The organism is Paraburkholderia phymatum STM815, assembly GCF_000020045.1.
In the GTDB taxonomy this organism is placed as follows: domain Bacteria; phylum Pseudomonadota; class Gammaproteobacteria; order Burkholderiales; family Burkholderiaceae; genus Paraburkholderia; species Paraburkholderia phymatum.
In genome coordinates, this window is record NC_010622.1 from 2052089 (window position 1) to 2069341 (window position 17253).

Genomic DNA, 17253 nt, shown 5'->3' on the forward strand with positions numbered 1-17253 from the left:
GGCAACGCTCGCCTGCGCTTGCGTCACCCGCTATCAGCGGTTGGCGGGAACGGCGGCCAGTCCATCGAGCAGCGCCTTGTGGAATGCGGCGGGATCCTGCATCTGCGGTGCGTGCCCCAGCTCGGGAAACTCAACCAGCGTCGCGTGCGGAATCGCCTTGGCGGCCGCGCGACCCAGTTCCGGATAATGGCCGAGCTTCGCGCGCACCTCTGGCGGCGCTGAATCCTTGCCGATCGCCGTCGTATCCTTCTGACCGATCAACAGCAGCGTCGGCACGCTCACCTGCCCCAGTTCATAAAAAACCGGCTGCGTATAAATCATGTCGTACAACAGCGCGGAGTCCCACGCGACTTCCTTTTTGCCCGGTCCACGATACATCCCCGCGAGCATCTGCACCCACGGCTCGAAAGCGCTGCGCCACTGCCCCGAATAGTATGTCGCCTGCTCATAGCGGCGGATGCCGTCGGCTGTCGTCTTCAGCTCGCGCTCGTACCACTGGTCGACGGACAGCGGCGGCACGCCCTTCACCTTCCAGTCTTCGAGTCCGATGGGATTGACGAGCACCAGCTGCTGCGTTTCGCCGGGGTACATCAATGCATAGCGGACGGCGAGCATGCCGCCCGTCGAATGGCCAACGATGGCCGCGTTCTTCACGCCAATCGATTCGAGCAGCGCATGCGTGTTGCGCGCGAGCTGCTGGAAGCTGAACTGGTAGCGCTGCGGCTTGCTCGATTTGCAAAAGCCGATCTGATCCGGCGCGATCACGCGATACCCCGCCGCCGACAGCCGCTCGAGCGAGTCGCCCCATGTCGCGCCGCAAAAATTCTTGCCGTGCAGCAACACGACGGTGCGTCCGTTAGGATGCGCGGGTGCAATGTCCATATATGCCATGTGCAGCGCCTCGCCTTGCGAGGTGAATCCGAACTGATGCACGGGCGCCGGATATTCGAAGCCTTGCAGTTCCGGGCCGTATGCCGGGCCGTTATCCGAACCGTTAGCAGCAGGAACGGCCGACGTCACGGACGAGCCCGGGGCGGGTTGTGTGGTGAGTTGGGTGGTGAGTTGGGTGGCGGGTCGGCTGGCACAAGCACCAAGGCCCAGCGCGGCGACGCATGCGATCAGGGAAGCGGCAACAGAGGGTGAACGGAATGTCATGGCGATGGAATGGCTGGCAATGAATGCAGACAGGCCCGTCATGATGCCCGCGTTGCCGCCGCCGTGCAGCGCCGTTCGCAGCGGCGGCCGTCAAAACCCTTCGTTCAACCGCCAAAGTCCCGAGTCGTTTGCCGTGCGCGCTGTGCGCGAGGCAAGTCAGGAGAATAATTTGCCCGTCGGCGTCGGCTGGTGCGCAGCAAGCTAGCCCTTTCTTACCTGCCCCCGCATATATTCCGGGCGAGCCACGCGCCGAATGTGGCATGCCGAACGAGGCATGTTGCGCGCCGCATGCGCATGGTCCAGACTAATCGCTGGCTGGCATCCGCCGTGCGTGGACGGTTCCAGCCCACACGAAAGCAAGCCGTCGCACGCAAAACAAGAACAACGATCAGCGTCATGCAACAATCAGAACGCCGGGGCAAAGAAAAAGCTTCCACCAGGGCTCACCCATAACACGGAGACGCACATGGATACGCCGGCAAGCCTCAACGATCTGCAACACACCACGCTCGCCATCGTCCTTGCGGGCGGGCGCGGCACGCGCCTCGGCCCCCTCACGAACAAGCGCGTGAAGCCCGCCGTCCACTTCGGCGGCAAGTACCGGATCATCGATTTCGCACTCTCCAACTGCCTGAATTCGGGCATCCGGCGCATTGCTGTCGTCACGCAGTACAAGGCCCACTCGCTACTGAGGCACGTGCAGCGCGGCTGGGGCTTCCTGCGGGGCGAGTTCAACGAGTTCATCGACCTGTGGCCGGCGCAGCAGCGCGTCGAAGGTGCGCACTGGTATCGCGGCACGGCCGACGCGGTGTTTCAGAACCTCGACATCATCCGTTCGATCCGCCCGAAATACGTCGTCGTGCTGGCGGGCGATCACATCTACAAGATGGATTACACGCGGATGGTGATGGATCACGTCGAGTCGAAGGCCGACTGCACGGTGGGTTGCATCGAGGTGCCACGGATGGAGGCCGTCGCGTTCGGCGTGATGCACGTCGACGAGGAGCGGCGCGTGACGGGCTTCGTCGAAAAGCCCGCCGATCCGCCCGCGATGCCCGGCCACCCTGATATCGCGCTCGCGAGCATGGGCATTTACGTGTTCAACGCCGACTACCTGTATTCGCTGCTCGAAGACAACATCACCAGCGTTGCCACGGATCACGACTTCGGAAAAGACATCATTCCGCGCGTGGTCACGTCCGGGAATGCAATCGCGCATCCGTTCAGCATGTCGTGCGTGTCCTCCGACCCGAGCGTCGAACCGTACTGGCGCGACGTCGGGACGATCGACGCGTACTGGGCCGCGAATCTCGATCTCGCGTCGACGATCCCCTCGCTCGACCTCTACGACCGCAACTGGCCGATCTGGACGCACCAGGAGCAGTTGCCGCCCGCCAAGTTCGTGCGCGACCTGAACGGGCTGCAAGGCACGGGCACCAACATGATCGTGTGCGGCGGCTGCGTGATTTCCGGCTCGCAGATTTCGCGCTCGGTGCTGTCGTCGAATGTGGTCGTGAATTCGTTCTGTAATATCGCTGAGGCAGTCTTGTTGCCGCAGGTGTCGATCGGCGCGAGCTGCCGGTTGCGCAAGGTCGTGATCGACCGCGGCTGCCACATTCCGGACGGCACCGTAATCGGCGAAGACCCCGTGCGCGACGGCGAGCGCTTCTACCGGACGGACAGCGGCGTCGTGCTGGTGACGGCGGAAGCGCTCAAGCGGCAGACGGCGCGGTAGCGCACGGCCGCCGTCCCGAACGCGCAGGCCGCGCGCTGCCCGGCACGGCAGGCGCCGTGCGCGCGGCGGCACGTTGCGCGCCCACGCTTTGGCAAGGCCCACGCGCTTCGACGCACGGGCCTCCCTGGCGACACCTGCGCGGCAACCCTTAACCCAACCTTCAACGACAGGATTCAGGCCCATGACGATCCGCGCACTGCATGTCGCAAGCGAACTGTATCCCCTTCTGAAAACGGGCGGTCTTGCCGATGTGGTGGGGGCGCTGCCGCCCGCGCTGATCGAATTGGGCGCCGATGTGCGCGTGCTGCTGCCCGGCTTTCCGGCTGTGGTTGCCGGGCTGTCGGATCTGGAGCCGGTGGCGCGGATCGGCGAGCGTTTCGGCGCATCGAACGTGACGCTGGCGCGCGGCACGCTGCCCGCCAACGGGCTGCTCGTCTATGTGATCCGCGCGGAAACGCTGTATGACCGCAGCGGCAATCCGTACCTCGACGCCGAACACGTGCCGTACGGCGACAACGCGCAACGCTTCGCAATGCTCGGCTGGATTGCCGCGCAACTCGCCCAGCATCTCGACCCGGCCTGGGCGCCGCAGATCGTCCATGCACACGACTGGCACGCGGGCCTCGCGCCCGCCTATCTGAAAGCGGCCGCGCGCGAGCACGGCAAGCCGCCCGCACGCACGATCTTCACGGTCCATAACCTCGCGTACCAGGGCATCTTTCCGGCGCACCAGTTCGGCCAGCTGGGACTGCCCGCCGATTTCTTCCACATGAGCGGCGTCGAGTTCTACGGACAGATGTCGTTTCTGAAGGCAGGACTCTTTTACAGCGACCGGATCACGACGGTGAGCCCCACGTATGCGCGCGAGATCCAGACGCTCGCGCAAGGCGGCGGGCTGGATGGACTGCTGAGCCAGCGCTCGCACGATCTGTCTGGCATCCTGAACGGCGTCGACTACACGGTATGGCAGCCGTCGGTCGATCAGCTGATCGCCGCGCGCTACACCGACACCCGCCTCGCCGGCAAGCGCGCGTGCAAGACGGCGCTGCAGGAGCGCTTCCACCTCGCGGCGAAGAGCGATGCGCTGCTGTTCGGCGTGGTGAGCCGGCTAACGGAGCAGAAAGGCCTCGATCTGCTGCTGGCCGCGTTGCCCGAGATCATCAAGCGCGGCGGGCAACTGGTCGTATTCGGCACGGGCGACCCCGCGCTCGAGAACGGCCTGCAGCGTGTCGCACAGGCGCATCCCGAGAGCGTCGCCGTAGAGCTCGGTTTCGACGAAACGCTTGCGCATCAGATCGTCGCGGGCAGCGACGTGATTGCAGTGCCGTCGCGCTTCGAGCCGTGCGGCCTGACGCAGTTGTACGCGCTCGCGTATGGCGCGCTGCCGCTCGTGCATCGTGTAGGCGGCCTCGCCGACACCGTTGTGGACGCGTCGCTCGAAAACATCGCCGACGATCTCGCAACAGGCTTCGTGTTCGAGCGCTTCGAGCCGGAAGCGTTGACGGCTGCGATCCGGCGCGCCTTTGCGCTGTACGCGCGGCGTACCGACTGGAAGGCGGCGCAGCGCCGCGCGATGCGGCAGGACTTCGGCTGGGGCGCGTCGGCGGAACGCTATCTCGCGCTCTATCGCGAGCTGGTGTGAGCTCGCGCGCGCTCGATCCTCCGCGTCATGGCGCGCGCTTTGATGGGTCGGCGCAACACGACGAGGCGGGATCGATTCCGCCGCGCGAAATCTCATGTATCTTGTGAAGAACCGGGTGTGACGTGTCCGGCTGGCGCGCGGCGCATCGCGCCGAAGCGGTGCATCAAAGGCCGCGCGCGGCAGACACAACGATCGCAATGATCGGCAACGCGCATCTGATCGCCCATCCGTTCAGCCTTTTTTGTTCTGGCGCCCTACTCGCGCCGTATCGGTCGACATGAAAAACGTTCTGAGCATCCAGTCGCACGTCGTGTTCGGGCACGCAGGCAACGGCGCCTCGGAGTTTCCGATGCGGCGCCTCGGCGTCAACGTGTGGCCGCTCAACACGGTGCAGTTCTCGAATCATACGCAGTACGGCCATTGGGAAGGCAGCGCGATCGACGCGTCGCAGATGCTGGCGCTCGTCGAGGGCATCGGCGCGATCGGCATGCTGCCGCGTTGCGATGCCGTGCTGTCGGGTTATCTCGGCACGCCCGAGCAGGCGCAGGCCGTGATCGAAATCGTGCGCGCCGTGAAGGCCGCGAATCCGCACGCGCTCTATTTCTGCGACCCGGTGATGGGCACGGCGACGGGCTACCGCGTCGAGCCGGGCATCCAGGAGTTTCTCGTCAGGACGATGCCCGAAGTGTCCGACGTGATGTGCCCGAATCACAGCGAACTGCAACGGCTGGTCGGGCGCGAGATCGAGACGGTCGAAGAAGCCGTCGCCGCGTGCCGCGAGCTGATGAAGCGCGGCCCGAAGATGGTGCTCGTCAAGCACCTGCTCGATCGCAACAGTCTCGCGGACCGCTTCAACATGCTGGTGGTGACGGGACGCGAAGCGTGGATGGGCCAGCGTCCGCTGTACCCGTTCGCGCGTCAGCCGGTGGGTGTCGGCGACATGACGAGCGCCGTGTTCGTCGCGCGCACGCTGCTAGGCGACTCCGTACGCAGCGCGTTCGAGCACACGCTCGCCGCGGTGAACGCCGTGGTGCGCGCGACGTGGGACGCGGGGCGTTATGAACTCGAGATCGTCGCTGCACAGGACGACATTGCGCGGCCGCGCGACTGGTTCGATGCGTGGGTGGTGGATCCCGCGTAACGCGCAAGGCTTGATACCGCTCTCGTATTGATCTCCGACTACTTCCGTCCACAGTAGGCTCGTTAGACGCGCGTCTCGCCCTGTACGACAGAGATGTGGTCGGGATTCCCTGGTCGAAATGAGGAGCGATTCAGCTTCGTGGCTTTTTGAACGAAGAGCGTGATGCCGATCACGGGCACGTTCGTGAACGGAGCAAGACGCGGCGATTATCGCCTCCATCCGCCGGGGGGCGAGAGAACACTCCGGTCCACGTACCCGGAGGCGAAGGCTTTGCATAGTGTCAGCGCATGTGCGCGGCATGTTGCACGTGCCTGTCAGCCTGACGTCCTATAATGCCTGCCGCGCGAACTTTGCGCGGCGTTTTAATGGCATGGGCAACACAGGCAAAAGAGGCACGAATGGACGGCACAATCCGCAGCGAACGTGAAGAGCAGTTTGAAGAGTTATGCATCAGCGTCGACGCAGACGAGGCGCATGAGCAGGAAGCGATCGAATTCTTCGAAGCGCAATTCGGCGAAGCGGACTTCGACGCCGCGCAATGGCTCGATATTGCGCTCTACTATTCGCCCGCTGTAGCACGAGGCATCATCGATATGGTGACGCCCGATGACAAGGCGCGTAGCAATATCGCCGTCGTGATTGGCGATAACCTCGATATTTCGTATGGCGAAGACGAGTGTCAGCAGTTTGCTGAGACTATTCAGTTTGCGATCGCCAATGGGGTGCCTGTTGATCTTGATGTCGTGCTCGACGGGTGTCAGCGGGCCATTGACGACCTCGACACCTGGGCCGAGGATGAAGTCAAGGAACCACTGCTGCGGTTGCGGGAGGAACTGCTGCGGCTGCATGGGGAGCAGTAGGTCTGTTGTTGTGTCGTGTTGCGCTCTTTCACCGACATCCTCGGTCTTGGTTTTGAGTGCTGCGCTGGCATCCGCGAAGAAAAAACCGGCAACGCCGCGCCGCAGGCAAGAACATCGACTGCGTCGCAGACAACAAAAACCGAGAAAGCCTACCGCCCGCCAGCCCGCACCACGATTTGCGCCAACGCATCGCGTTCAATCCTCACAAGAGAACTTCGCGCCTGAGCGAACTCATCGGCACTACACACCTGGTGCCCGAACACCGCGCGAAGCCGCCGGGTGATCTGCACAAGCCGCGCAGCAGGATCAAAGACATAATGCGACTGATAGTCGAAAAACCGATCCCGCACCTCAGTATCGACGGGCAAATCGGTGACGCGCACCGTATCGGGCAGCGTAATCAATGCCGTCTCATCGAAATCTCCACCGATGCAGACCCACGGCTGCGTACGCTCCCGTTCGGCGAGCCACACCTGCACCTGCGTCGCAATGCCCCCCGACAGGCTCGTCAACGCAGGCAATGCCGTCGTGCCGTCAGGCCACGTAAAGTGATCCAACGTCCCCTGCATCGCAATCGCAAACGGGCCTGACGTCGCCGTCAGCTCCCCCGGCTGCATCCGCGCGATGCCATGCAATCCTGTCTGCCGCAAACGGTCGGCGGCAATCTGCTGCCAACGCTGCCGCGTCGCGCGCCGAAACACGTTGCGCTCGAGTTCCGCCGGCAAGCCCACGTCTTCGACGCGATACGTGAAAGCCGCCGTCCCCGTCCCGTCGATATCGATCGCAAGCCGCGCATTGCGGCCGCGTTCCTGCGTCGCCGGCGTACGCGCAAGCACACCGTCGTCGACGAGCAGCACGGGCCGGTCCATCGCGCCGGGCGGCAGATAACCGAAGCCGACCCCGCCCGCCGTCGTGTCCGCGTAAAGATTCAACGAAGGAATCCACGTGATCGCGTGATTGATCGCGCCCGCGCCGTACCCCGGCACATCGGGCAGCGTATAAACAGGCCCCAGATTGAGCAGCACCGCCTGACTGTCGATGCCCACGGCCGCGAGCATCGCGCCGTACAGCGCGACGTGATCCTTGCAATCGCCATAACGGTTGCGCAGGATATCGCTGACCTTGTGCGGCACGGCCGCCGTCTCGCCGAGAAACAGCGCGACATAGCGGATGTTCAGCCGCACCCAGTCGTACAGGATGTGCGCCTTCTCACGCGGGTCGCCGGCATGCGCCGTCAGCGCTTGCGCGAGTTGTGCAACGGCAGGGTCGCGCCACGTCGGGTCCTGCGCCGCCGTGCGATAGCGCTGCGCAAACGACGCGAAATCGCGCGTCGTCGACACCATCAGCCGGTCGCCCCAGCTCGCGTAGCCGACGGCGCCCGCCTCGATGGGCGCATACGGCCCATGCCGATACTCGAAGGTATAGCGCGTGCGGCCGTTCTCCGTGACGGGCGGCAACGCGACATAGCCGCGGGCGTCGGCATGGAGCGGGACGTCGGCGGGCAGATCGAAGATCAACTGCTGCATGTCGACAGGCCCGCGCGTCGGCTCGACGAAATACGCAAACGTCCCGCCTTGCAGCGGCACCGAGCGTGTCTTGCGAAACGCGAGATGCACGCGCGCACCCGGCTCGATTCCAGGAAAAATCACCGTGCGCAGCACGCCGTCCTGGAAGGTCGGCGCCCCGGCCGAGCGCGGCTCCTGCACATCGCGAATGCCATCGGGGCCAACGGGATGCGCGACACCGTCGCGATCGATTGTCTCCGCCGCGAGCAGCTGCACCTGTTCGATGTCCTTGTTGAACCACACGTAGCGCTGGGCGATGTCGTCGACGCCGCTCGTCGTGTTCGCGCGCAGGATCGTGTCGTCGTGCTCCTCGATCGAGCCGTCCTTCTGCACGACGAACAGATGCACGTCCCGTTCGATCGTCGATGGCGGCACATCGTCGGACGCGACGCGTTCCTGCGCGCACACGGTCGGCGCGCCGCAGGCACAGACCAGCAGCGGCAGCATGGCGGCCGCGCGCAGCCTGTGCACGCGGCGGCTCATGTCTCACGCGCCTCGCAACGCCGTGCGCGGCGCTGCATGCGCCATGTGCGCGGACTCATCGCGAATTCGGCGCGAAACGCGTGATTGAAATTGGATACGTCGTTGAAGCCGCTATCGAGCGCAATATCGACGATCTTCGCGTCCTCGTCGGCGAGTCGCAGCGCCGCATGACGCAGGCGCGCGCGCAGCACGTATTGATGCGGCGTCACGCCCGTAACGCGTTCGAAACTGCGCAGAAAGTAGAAATCGGACAGACCGCACAGTTGCGCGAATCTCGCAAGGGTATGGGGCGCATCAGGCGTTTCGTCGATCAGGCGCACGGCCTGCGTGACTCGCGACCAGGCGCTCGCGCTCGTCGCACGCGCACGGCGCTTCGCATCGGCTTGCGTCGAGCGCAGCGTCAGATCGGCGAGCTCGACCGCGAGTTCGTCCCACGCGACGCAAGACGCACGATGCGTCGCCCCGCTGCAAGCCCGTGCGATCAATGAGGAAAAGACCCTTAGCGGCGGCATGCTGCTGTACGGAAACGATGCATCGGCACGGGACAGGCCCATGTCCGCGGCTAACCGCTCGAAGTACGCGGGCTGATAGTGAAACGACACGCAGCGGTCGCCGCGCGTATGCCGATGGCCGCATTCGAAGCATGCGCCTGCGTTGCCGAGCAGCAGCGAGCCCGGGGTGAGCAGTTCGCGACCCGCCGCCGACCGGTAGCCGAACGACCCCGCCACCACCATCGCGATGCACACGCCCGCATGCTGCTCCTCGAATGGACGGTCGCACGGCCCGAAGGTGCACAGCACGTCCGTCGCCGACCAGCCGTCGCCCGCCGCCAGCGTGCGCATCCGCATGTCCCCGGCCACGCCTCGCGCGTCGCGGCGTGCCAGAGCGGCTTCGAGATCGACGGCAATTTTTCCCAAGATGTCACCTCGTGGGGTCCGTATGCTGGTTTTATCACAACGGCGGCAGGCGCGGCGCGAAGCGTCGCCGCCCCTTTCAATCGACTTCGGCAGAGGGAGCAACGTTCAATGAATGCATTGGATCAGGGTCTCGCCCGCGGATTTCACGCGGCACTCGGCGCACCCGGCCGCGCGGCCGATATTGACGCCGCGCACGACCTGTACGGTCGGCTCGTCGGCAGTTGGGACATGGACGTGCTGCACTATCGCGTCGACGTCCGCGAGCGCCATCTGACGGGCGAGATTCACTTCGGCTGGGCGCTCGAAGGCCGTGCGGTGCAGGACGTGTGGATCATGCCGCGTCGCACGGAACGCGGCGCCTCGCGCCAGCCCGGCTTCGACATGTACGGCACGACGTTGCGCGTCTGGGACCCCGCCATCGAAGCGTGGCGCGTCACCTATATCAACCCTGCGAACGGACAACGCGACGAACTGATCGGCCGAAGAATCGGCCGCGATATCGTGCAGATCGGCACGCACGCGAACGGCACGCCCATCCGCTGGAACTTCACCGACATCACCGACGACGCGTTCCGCTGGACAGGCGTCGCGCTCGCGCCGGACGGCGTCACGTGGAATCTGGAAGGCGAGTTCGTCGCGCGGCGCAGGCGCGGCTAGCACGTTGCAAGCGCGCCGCGCCGCCCGATCAGAGCTGCCGCAACTGCGCGCCCTCCTCCTTCGACAGCTTCACGAAGAAGAACAGCGAGCACAGCACGGCCGCGCCCACCACGAAGAACGCCGGTGAGAAATCGCGCGCGGCGAGATGTGCGGCGCTGCCGCCGTGCAGACGGGCCGTCAGAACGAGCAGCGACGCGCCGAACGCCACGCCGAGACTCACCGACAGTTGCTGCGCCATGCCGGACAGCGCCGTCGCACGGCTCATCTTCGGCTTGGGCATGTCGGCATAGCCAAGCGTGTTGAGCGTGACCATCGCGAGCGAATTGAACAGGCCGCCCACCAGCAGCACGCAAAAGATCAGCAGATGCGGCGTGCCGGGCCTGAAGAGCCCATAGCACGCGTAGAAGCAACCCGTCACGCACGTCGCAGCGATCAGCAGCGTGCGAAAGCCGATGCGCCGGATCGCGGTGCTCATCACGCCGCGCACGGCGAGCGAGCCGACCGCCGTCGCCACGCTCAGCGATCCCGACGTGAGCGGCGACAGGCCGAACCCGAGCTGCAGCATCAACGGCATCAGGAACGGCGACGCGCCGATGCCGATGCGCAGCGGCATCCCGCCGAGCACAGCCGTCCGGTATGCCTTGTAGCGCAGCAGCAAGGGATCGATGATCGCATCGGCGTGACGGCGGCTATACAGCCAATACAGCAGCATCGACAGCGCACCCGTGCCCGTGAACGCGAAGGTGACCCATTGCGGCACGAGCCCGCGGCCCGCCGTATCCAGCCCGCCGACCAGACCGACGAGCCCCGTCGACAGGAGGATGAACCCGGGCAGATCGAAGCGCTCGTCGAGCGCGTCATGCGTGTCTTCGATGAACGCGAGCGCGCACAGCACGCCGATCACGCCAAACGGCACGTTCAACAGGAAGATCCAGCGCCACGACGTGAACGTCACCACCACGCCGCCGAGCAGCGGTCCCGCGAGCCGCCCCACCGCGCCCGGCACCGTGAACCACACCATCGCCGCCACCATGCGCGCGGGCGGCACGCTGCGCAGCAGGATCAACCGGCCGACGGGCACCATCATCGCGCCGCCCATGCCCTGCAGCACGCGAAACACGACGAGCTGCGGCAGGGACATGGCGATTCCGCATAACGCCGACGCCAGAGAAAACAGGCCGATCGCCGAGCAGAACACGCGGCGCGCGCCAAAGCGGTCGGCAAGCCAGCCGCTCGCCGGCAGGCACACGGCAAGGCTCAGCAGATAGGAAGTGATCGCGAGATTCAGATGCAGCGCCTCGACGCCGAGCGAGCGCGCGATGGAAGGCAGCGCGGTCGCCATGATCGACGTATCGAGGTTTTGCAGGAACAAAGGACAGGCAACGATCAGCGGAATGATGCGGGCGCGGTCGGTCATCCTTTTCTTTTACCGCAAAACGGCGGCATGTGGCGAGCGTCACTGTGGACGACGGCATTACCGTTTGTTGCGCACGCCATGAATCGCACCGATGGATCGCGGACGGCACGGCGCTGACGCGAAGGCCGCCGCAAAACGCATCGTCAACGCGCCGTGTCTTCGAGCGCGCGCCGCACGGCAAGCGCGATGCCACGCGCTGCGAGCTTCACTTCGTCGAGCGACGGGAACGTCGGCGCGATGCGCAAATGCCGGTCGTCGTCGTCGCGTCCGTACGGATACGCGGCGCCCGCCGGCGTCAGCACGAGCCCCGCCTCGGCCGCGAGTGCAACGGTGCGTTTGGCGTGGCCCTTCGGCACATACAGGCTGATGAAATAGCCGCCTTCAGGACGATTCCACGACACATCGGGCAGATCGCCAAGCAAGGTTTCGAAGGTGGAGATCACTGCGTCGAACTTCGGACGCAGCAGCGCGCGATGCTTCGCCATCAAACGTTCGAGCCCTTCGCGGTCGCGCAGATAGCGCACGTGGCGCAGCTGGTTCAGCTTGTCGGGACCGATCGTCCGCACGCTCATCTGCTTTTGCCACCAGCCGATATTGCGCGCCGATGAAGCCAGAAACGCGATGCCGCCGCCCGCCACCGTGACCTTCGACAGCGAAGCGAACACGAGCGCACGATCGGCATGCCCTGCCCGTTCGCACAGTTCGACGATATTGGGCGTGGTGCGGGCCGTGTCCGTCAGATGATGGAAGCGATACGCATCGTCCCACAAGAGCCGGAAATCATTCGCGGCGGCAGGCAGCGCGGCGAGCCGTTCGATCGTTTCCGCCGACCAGATCGCGCCGCTCGGGTTGCTGTAAAGCGGCATGCACCAGATGCCCTTGACGGACGCATCGTTTTTCACCAGCGCTTCGACCATGTCCATGTCGGGGCCGTCCTGCGTCGTCGGCACGGCAATCATGCGGATGCCAAGCGCCTCGCAGATCGCGAAGTGCCGGTCGTAACCGGGCACAGGACACAGGAACGCAACCTCGCCCTGCCTGCACCACGGCGCGCAGTCGGGCAAGCCATGCAGCATCGCGAAAGCAAGCGCGTCGTGCATCAGTTCGAGGCTCGAATTGCCCGCCGCGACCACTTGCGCATCATCGACGCCGAGCAATTGTGCACCCAGTTCGCGCGCCTCAGGCAAGCCGAGCACATGCCCGTAATTACGGCAGTCGATGCCGTCGCGCGACAGGAAGCCAGTCGTGCCCGCTTCGTCGAGCAGCGCCCGCGACAGGTCCAGTTGTTCGGGCGACGGCTTGCCGCGCGACATGTCGAGCCGCATCGCAAGCTGTTTGAATTCGTCGTAGGTGGTCGGCGTGGTCATGATGTCCCCGTTTGACATGCGATGTGTGAACCGAGTATGCCGCCGCCCCTGAGTTCAGACAAACGCGTTATATTGAACATTTCGATCAATAATCCTGATGGCACTGGGGAGGATGCAAGCGGATGAAAGCTCTCGATCTCGATGTGCTCGCGATGTTCGTCGCCATTGCGGATACGGGCAGCTTCGTGCGCGGCGCGACGCTCGTGCATCGTTCGCAATCGGCGCTGAGCATGCAGATCCGCTCGCTCGAAACCGCCATCGGCAAGGCGCTGTTCGTGCGTGGGCCGCGCAGCGTCACGCTCACGCAGGAGGGCCAGGTGCTGCTCAGCTACGCGCGCCGCATGCTCGCGTTGCGCGACGAAGCGTGGGCGTCCATCGTGCATCCGGAAGTGACGGGCCGCGTCGCGATCGGCGTGCCGGACGACTACGCGTCGTCCCTCTTGCCGTCCGTGCTGCGCGACTTCTCGGCGACGTATCCGAAGGTCGAGATCCAGGTGGTGAGCCTGCCGAGCAATGCGCTCGCGCCGCTCCTGAAGGACAACAAGATCGACCTCGCGTGCGTGACGCGCGTGAAGGGCCTCGCGGGAGAATTCATCCGGCTCGAACCGATGGTGTGGGCGGGCACCTCCGCCGCAGGGCGCGAAGTGTGGAAAGAGCGCCCGCTTCCCATCGCGCTGTTCGGCATCGGCAGCGTCGCGCGCGCCAACGCGATTCAAACGCTGGAGCGCGCGAAGATCGCGTATCGCACGTCGTATGAAAGTCCGAGTCTGATGGGTCTCTTGAGCATGGTCGAAGCGGGCCTCGCCGTCGCGCCGCTGGCGCGCTGCGCGGTGCCCGACCGCTTCGTCACACTGGGGCGTCAGCATGGGCTGCCGAAACTGCCGGAACTGGAAATTATCCTTGCGCGCAGCGCGCGCTCGAACCGGCCGCCGTGCGACTATCTGGCCGAGCAGATTCTCAGCGAACTGCGCGATTGATCACGCCGGCGCGGCGCGCTGCATTCAGCTCTCTTCGCCTCTCTCTTCGCCCAGTTGCACGAGCAACGCATGCAGCCGTTCCGTATGACGCAACAGCATGCTGCGATGCTTGTCGATCTGTTCGAGACGGCCGGCGAGATCAGCGAGGATGGGATCGTCGTGTTCGGCGGCTGACAGCAGGTCTTCGACTTTCGTGCGCACCGAAGCGAACTCGACAGGCGGATGCGTCAGCGAACGCTCGAAACGCCGCACCTCTTGCACAGCGAGATCGCGCACCTTGCGGAAATAGGCCTGACGCCGGTGCAGTTCGGCTTCGACGACCTCGTCTTCAGGACGGCGCTGCGGTTGCTGGCCGAAGATCGGCTCCGGCGGACGCAGCACCGACTTCTTGCGAACGGGATGCGCGGTGCCGCGAAAACGCGCCAAGGGCGTTTCGTTGTCGATGGCGTCGCGCGCATTGTCGGGAACCTCGGACGCATCGTGTGGCGCATTCATCCAGCCGCCTGGCAGCCCCGTCACCGCTTCGACGCCGCGCACGAATTCTTCGCTGAAGTCGCGCTGGCCCGCGAGCATCAGCTTGAGGTACGACGCGGAGAAGGTCATCATCCTCGCAAGACGCGTGGCCGCGCCGACTTCGCGCGTCAACAGGGCGAGGTTGGCTCGCCAGATGGGAAGCAGGGATTCGTCGGAATATTCCATTGCTGGGTCTTCCTTCATCAGTCTCTTGCTGCTGGCGCCTGTCTGCCCGCGTGACCTGTCGGCACGCGCGCATGGCGCATGCCCGTGCGCCGCGTCCGACAAAGATAGACGCATCGTCACGCGGCGCGCAACCAGATTCGCACAGCGGATGCGGCACAAAGACAACACTGGTGCACATCGCAGCGTGTGCACGTCTCCGATGAATTGACCCAGGGTGGCGCTCGGCGTTCCACATGCGCAGCGAGGCATGTGGATTCTTCAGGTGGCCGATGAGAGAGGGAACGAGTGGAGCGTCCTGACGGACGCCCCGAAGCGCGACGCGCGGGACCACGCGCTCATGCTGCGCTCAGCCGTGCCTCGATGTACTCAGGCAGCCGCGACGCGAGCGAGCGCGGTCTTCACGAGCTTGTCGAGCAGCGGCTCGATTTTTGCGGCGAGCGCGTCGTCGTACGCATAAGGCATGTGTTCCTGCATGTAGGTGATCTGCGATAGCTCCAGTTGCACCGCATGCACGTTCCGCTCGGGCTGGCCGTAGTGGCGCGTGATGTAACCGCCCTTGAATCGCCCGTTCGCCACGGCCGTATAGCCGCCATGTTCTTCGACGACTTGCGCCAGTGCTTCGGCGAGCCCTGCTACCGCACTCGCGCCGTTCGAGGTCCCGAAGTTGAAATCGGGGAGCCGTCCATCGAAAAAGCGCGGCACATGCGAGCGGATCGAATGCGCTTCCCACAGCAGCACCTTGCCGTGCTGCGCGGTCAATGCGGCAAGCTCGCGCTGCAACGCTTCGTGATACGGCTTCCAGTACGCGTCGCGACGCCGCGCGACTTCGGCGTCGTCGGGCAGGCGGCCATCGCGATAGAGCGGCTCCTTGTCGAACGTATCGACGGGCAATAGACCCGTCGTATCCTGTCCCGGATAGAGATTGGCGCCATCGGGCGGACGGTTCAGATCGATAACGTAGCGCGCGTAAGTGGGCGTGAGCATCGATGCGCCCATCCGTTTCGCGAATGCATACAGGCGATCGAGATGCCAGTCGCAATCGTCGGTGCGCGCGGCAACGTCCGTCATCTGCGCGGCGATATCGGCGGGAATGCGCGTGCCCAGATGCGGGATCGAGATCAGGAACGGCAGGCTTCCCCGATGTAGCGAGAAGACGGGCAAGGTGTCGGTAGCAGTCATGTCGTCGGTGCTTCCCAAGGTTGAGTCGTCATGCGGCAGCGCGAGACTTGCGCTTCACTTCAGCAGTTCGGCGAGGGCCGCGCGATAGTTCGCGTACGCCTCGTCTTCGTCGCGATGTCGACGATTGTCGACGACTTTCGCGCCGCCCGCGTACACGTCGCGCACAGGCGTTTCGCCATGCTCGCAGAATACGACACCCGATAGCCACGCGTCGCCCGGCTGTTCCGCGAGGTTCGGATGGTTCGCATCGAGCACCATGAAATCGGCGCGCGCGCCCGCCTTCAATGCACCGACGGCGCGGCCCGTCGCGAGCGCGCCGCCTTCCAGCGACCCTGCATAGAGGCGGTCCGCCACGCGCGGCATGTCCGCTGACGCGAGCACGTTGCGCTGGCGCCTCGACAGACGTTGACCGTATTCGAGCAGCCGCAGTTCCGCGCGCCAGTCGACGCCGATATGGCTGTCGCTGCCGACGCCGATGCGCCCCTTCAGCGCAAGATAATCATGCGCGGGGAAAATGCCGTCGCCGAGATTCGCTTCCGTCGTCAGGCACAACCCCGCGATCGCGCCGCTTTTCGCGAGCCTGGCAGTTTCATCGGCATCGACATGCGTCGCGTGCACGAGGCACCAGTGCGCGTCGACGTCGAAGCGATCGAGCAGCCATTGCACCGGCCGCGCGCCTTCCGTTTCGACGCACGCGTCCACTTCCGCCGTCTGTTCGGCGATATGAATGTGCACGGGTGCACCTGGCGACATCGCATCGAGCCCATTCAGCAGCGCGCGCAGCGAATCGTTCGATACCGCGCGCAACGAATGCGGCGCGACGCCATAGCGCAACGCGCCATGTTCGGGGCGAGCGCGACGCAGCGTGTCGAGCAACGCGAGCAGACTATCGGGCGTGTTGATGAAGCGGCGCTGATCGTCGCGCGGCGGCTGCGCGCCGAATCCTGCGTACTGATACAGCACGGGCAGCATCGTGATGCCGATGCCGCTCTCGCTTGCAGCATCGACCACGCGCTGCGCGAGTTCGGCCTCGTTCGCATAGCGCCCGCCGTCCTGCATGTGATGCACATAATGGAACTCGCAGACGGACGTGTACCCCGCCTTCAGCATCTCGATGTACAGCCATTGCGCGATCGACGCGAGTCCTTCCGGCGTGATGCGTGCGGCAAAGCGGTACATCAGGTCGCGCCACGACCAGAAGCTGTCGACGACGCCCTTGCCCAATGCGGCGCGATATTCGGTGAGGCCCGCCATCGCGCGCTGGAATGCATGCGAATGCAGATTTGGCATGCCGGGCAACACCGGGCCGTGCGCCTTAGCGACGCCTGCGGGCGCTGGCGCGTCGGGCGTGACGGCGACGAGCGCGCCCTGCGCGTCCCATTGCAGCAGCACATTGCGCCGCCAGCCTTCGGGCAGATACGCGTGATCGGCAAATAGCGATTGAGTGGCTTCAGTCATG

14 protein-coding genes are annotated in these 17253 nt (G+C 64.9%); 6 read left to right on the forward strand and 8 right to left on the reverse strand.

Translation table 11 applies throughout. From position 1 onward, the window contains the following. Nucleotides 1–33: 33 nt before the first annotated feature. Nucleotides 34–1197, reverse strand: coding sequence for an alpha/beta fold hydrolase (locus tag BPHY_RS09135; protein WP_012401188.1), 1164 nt, complete (start codon nucleotides 1195–1197; stop codon nucleotides 34–36). A 424-nt stretch (nucleotides 1198–1621) separates the two neighbouring features. Here BPHY_RS09135 and glgC point away from each other — a divergent pair, with 424 nt between their 5' ends. From glgC to BPHY_RS09160, 4 genes are all read left to right on the forward strand, one after another. Further along, nucleotides 1622–2890 carry a glucose-1-phosphate adenylyltransferase gene (gene glgC / locus BPHY_RS09145; RefSeq protein ID WP_012401189.1) on the forward strand — a complete coding sequence of 423 codons (1269 nt, stop codon included), beginning with the start codon at nucleotides 1622–1624 and terminating at the stop codon, nucleotides 2888–2890. 181 nt (nucleotides 2891–3071) lie between these two features. Further along, nucleotides 3072–4532, forward strand: coding sequence for a glycogen synthase GlgA (gene glgA, locus BPHY_RS09150; RefSeq protein WP_012401190.1), 1461 nt, complete (start codon nucleotides 3072–3074; stop codon nucleotides 4530–4532). A gap of 277 nt (nucleotides 4533–4809) precedes the next feature. Further along, nucleotides 4810–5673, forward strand: coding sequence for a pyridoxal kinase PdxY (gene pdxY / locus BPHY_RS09155; RefSeq protein WP_012401191.1), 864 nt, complete (start codon nucleotides 4810–4812; stop codon nucleotides 5671–5673). Between the two features lie 398 nt (nucleotides 5674–6071). After that, complete coding sequence (locus BPHY_RS09160) at nucleotides 6072–6533, forward strand: hypothetical protein (protein ID WP_012401192.1); 462 nt, start codon at nucleotides 6072–6074, stop codon at nucleotides 6531–6533. 149 nt (nucleotides 6534–6682) lie between these two features. Here the strand turns inward: BPHY_RS09160 and BPHY_RS09165 are convergent, their stop codons facing one another. Beyond that, complete coding sequence (locus BPHY_RS09165) at nucleotides 6683–8581, reverse strand: DUF3857 domain-containing transglutaminase family protein (RefSeq protein ID WP_012401193.1); 1899 nt, start codon at nucleotides 8579–8581, stop codon at nucleotides 6683–6685. Continuing rightward, nucleotides 8578–9498, reverse strand: coding sequence for a helix-turn-helix transcriptional regulator (locus BPHY_RS09170; RefSeq protein ID WP_041763490.1), 921 nt, complete (start codon nucleotides 9496–9498; stop codon nucleotides 8578–8580). Before BPHY_RS09170 ends, BPHY_RS09165 begins: the two co-directional genes overlap by 4 nt. Before the next feature lie 108 nt (nucleotides 9499–9606). Between BPHY_RS09170 and BPHY_RS09175 the strand changes: the two genes are divergently transcribed. Continuing rightward, entirely contained in the window at nucleotides 9607–10155 is a 549-nt protein-coding gene (locus BPHY_RS09175) for a hypothetical protein (protein WP_012401195.1), read from the forward strand. A gap of 28 nt (nucleotides 10156–10183) precedes the next feature. On the opposite strand, the gene BPHY_RS09180 is transcribed toward BPHY_RS09175, so the two are convergent. Then, nucleotides 10184–11572, reverse strand: a complete 1389-nt coding sequence (locus BPHY_RS09180) for an MFS transporter (RefSeq protein ID WP_012401196.1) — start codon at nucleotides 11570–11572, stop codon at nucleotides 10184–10186. A 143-nt stretch (nucleotides 11573–11715) separates the two neighbouring features. Beyond that, a complete protein-coding gene (locus BPHY_RS09185; RefSeq protein ID WP_012401197.1) occupies nucleotides 11716–12939 on the reverse strand; it encodes an aminotransferase class I/II-fold pyridoxal phosphate-dependent enzyme in 1224 nt (407 codons plus the stop codon). Between the two features lie 122 nt (nucleotides 12940–13061). Between BPHY_RS09185 and BPHY_RS09190 the strand changes: the two genes are divergently transcribed. Beyond that, nucleotides 13062–13916: a LysR substrate-binding domain-containing protein gene (locus BPHY_RS09190; RefSeq protein ID WP_012401198.1), complete on the forward strand. Its 855-nt coding sequence runs from the start codon at nucleotides 13062–13064 to the stop codon at nucleotides 13914–13916. A 24-nt stretch (nucleotides 13917–13940) separates the two neighbouring features. Here BPHY_RS09190 and BPHY_RS09195 read toward each other — a convergent pair whose 3' ends face one another. From BPHY_RS09195 to BPHY_RS09205, 3 genes are all read right to left on the reverse strand, one after another. Beyond that, nucleotides 13941–14615: a hypothetical protein gene (locus BPHY_RS09195; protein ID WP_012401199.1), complete on the reverse strand. Its 675-nt coding sequence runs from the start codon at nucleotides 14613–14615 to the stop codon at nucleotides 13941–13943. A 366-nt stretch (nucleotides 14616–14981) separates the two neighbouring features. Continuing rightward, entirely contained in the window at nucleotides 14982–15794 is an 813-nt protein-coding gene (gene hutG / locus BPHY_RS09200) for an N-formylglutamate deformylase (protein WP_012401200.1), read from the reverse strand. A gap of 54 nt (nucleotides 15795–15848) precedes the next feature. Further along, nucleotides 15849–17252 carry a formimidoylglutamate deiminase gene (locus BPHY_RS09205; RefSeq protein ID WP_041763492.1) on the reverse strand — a complete coding sequence of 468 codons (1404 nt, stop codon included), beginning with the start codon at nucleotides 17250–17252 and terminating at the stop codon, nucleotides 15849–15851. Nucleotide 17253: the final 1 nt, after the last annotated feature.

Bases quoted from the DNA above. Each gene is read 5' to 3' on its own strand.
- BPHY_RS09135 (WP_012401188.1), bottom strand. From the start codon at position 1,197: ATGACGGGCCTGTCTGCATTCATTGCCAGCCATTCCATCGCCATGACA.
- glgC (WP_012401189.1), top strand. From the start codon at position 1,622: ATGGATACGCCGGCAAGCCTCAACGATCTGCAACACACCACGCTCGCC.
- glgA (WP_012401190.1), top strand. From the start codon at position 3,072: ATGACGATCCGCGCACTGCATGTCGCAAGCGAACTGTATCCCCTTCTG.
- pdxY (WP_012401191.1), top strand. From the start codon at position 4,810: ATGAAAAACGTTCTGAGCATCCAGTCGCACGTCGTGTTCGGGCACGCA.
- BPHY_RS09160 (WP_012401192.1), top strand. From the start codon at position 6,072: ATGGACGGCACAATCCGCAGCGAACGTGAAGAGCAGTTTGAAGAGTTA.
- BPHY_RS09165 (WP_012401193.1), bottom strand. From the start codon at position 8,581: ATGAGCCGCCGCGTGCACAGGCTGCGCGCGGCCGCCATGCTGCCGCTG.
- BPHY_RS09175 (WP_012401195.1), top strand. From the start codon at position 9,607: ATGAATGCATTGGATCAGGGTCTCGCCCGCGGATTTCACGCGGCACTC.
- BPHY_RS09180 (WP_012401196.1), bottom strand. From the start codon at position 11,572: ATGACCGACCGCGCCCGCATCATTCCGCTGATCGTTGCCTGTCCTTTG.
- BPHY_RS09185 (WP_012401197.1), bottom strand. From the start codon at position 12,939: ATGACCACGCCGACCACCTACGACGAATTCAAACAGCTTGCGATGCGG.
- BPHY_RS09190 (WP_012401198.1), top strand. From the start codon at position 13,062: ATGAAAGCTCTCGATCTCGATGTGCTCGCGATGTTCGTCGCCATTGCG.
- BPHY_RS09195 (WP_012401199.1), bottom strand. From the start codon at position 14,615: ATGGAATATTCCGACGAATCCCTGCTTCCCATCTGGCGAGCCAACCTC.
- hutG (WP_012401200.1), bottom strand. From the start codon at position 15,794: ATGACTGCTACCGACACCTTGCCCGTCTTCTCGCTACATCGGGGAAGC.
- BPHY_RS09205 (WP_041763492.1), bottom strand. From the start codon at position 17,252: ATGACTGAAGCCACTCAATCGCTATTTGCCGATCACGCGTATCTGCCC.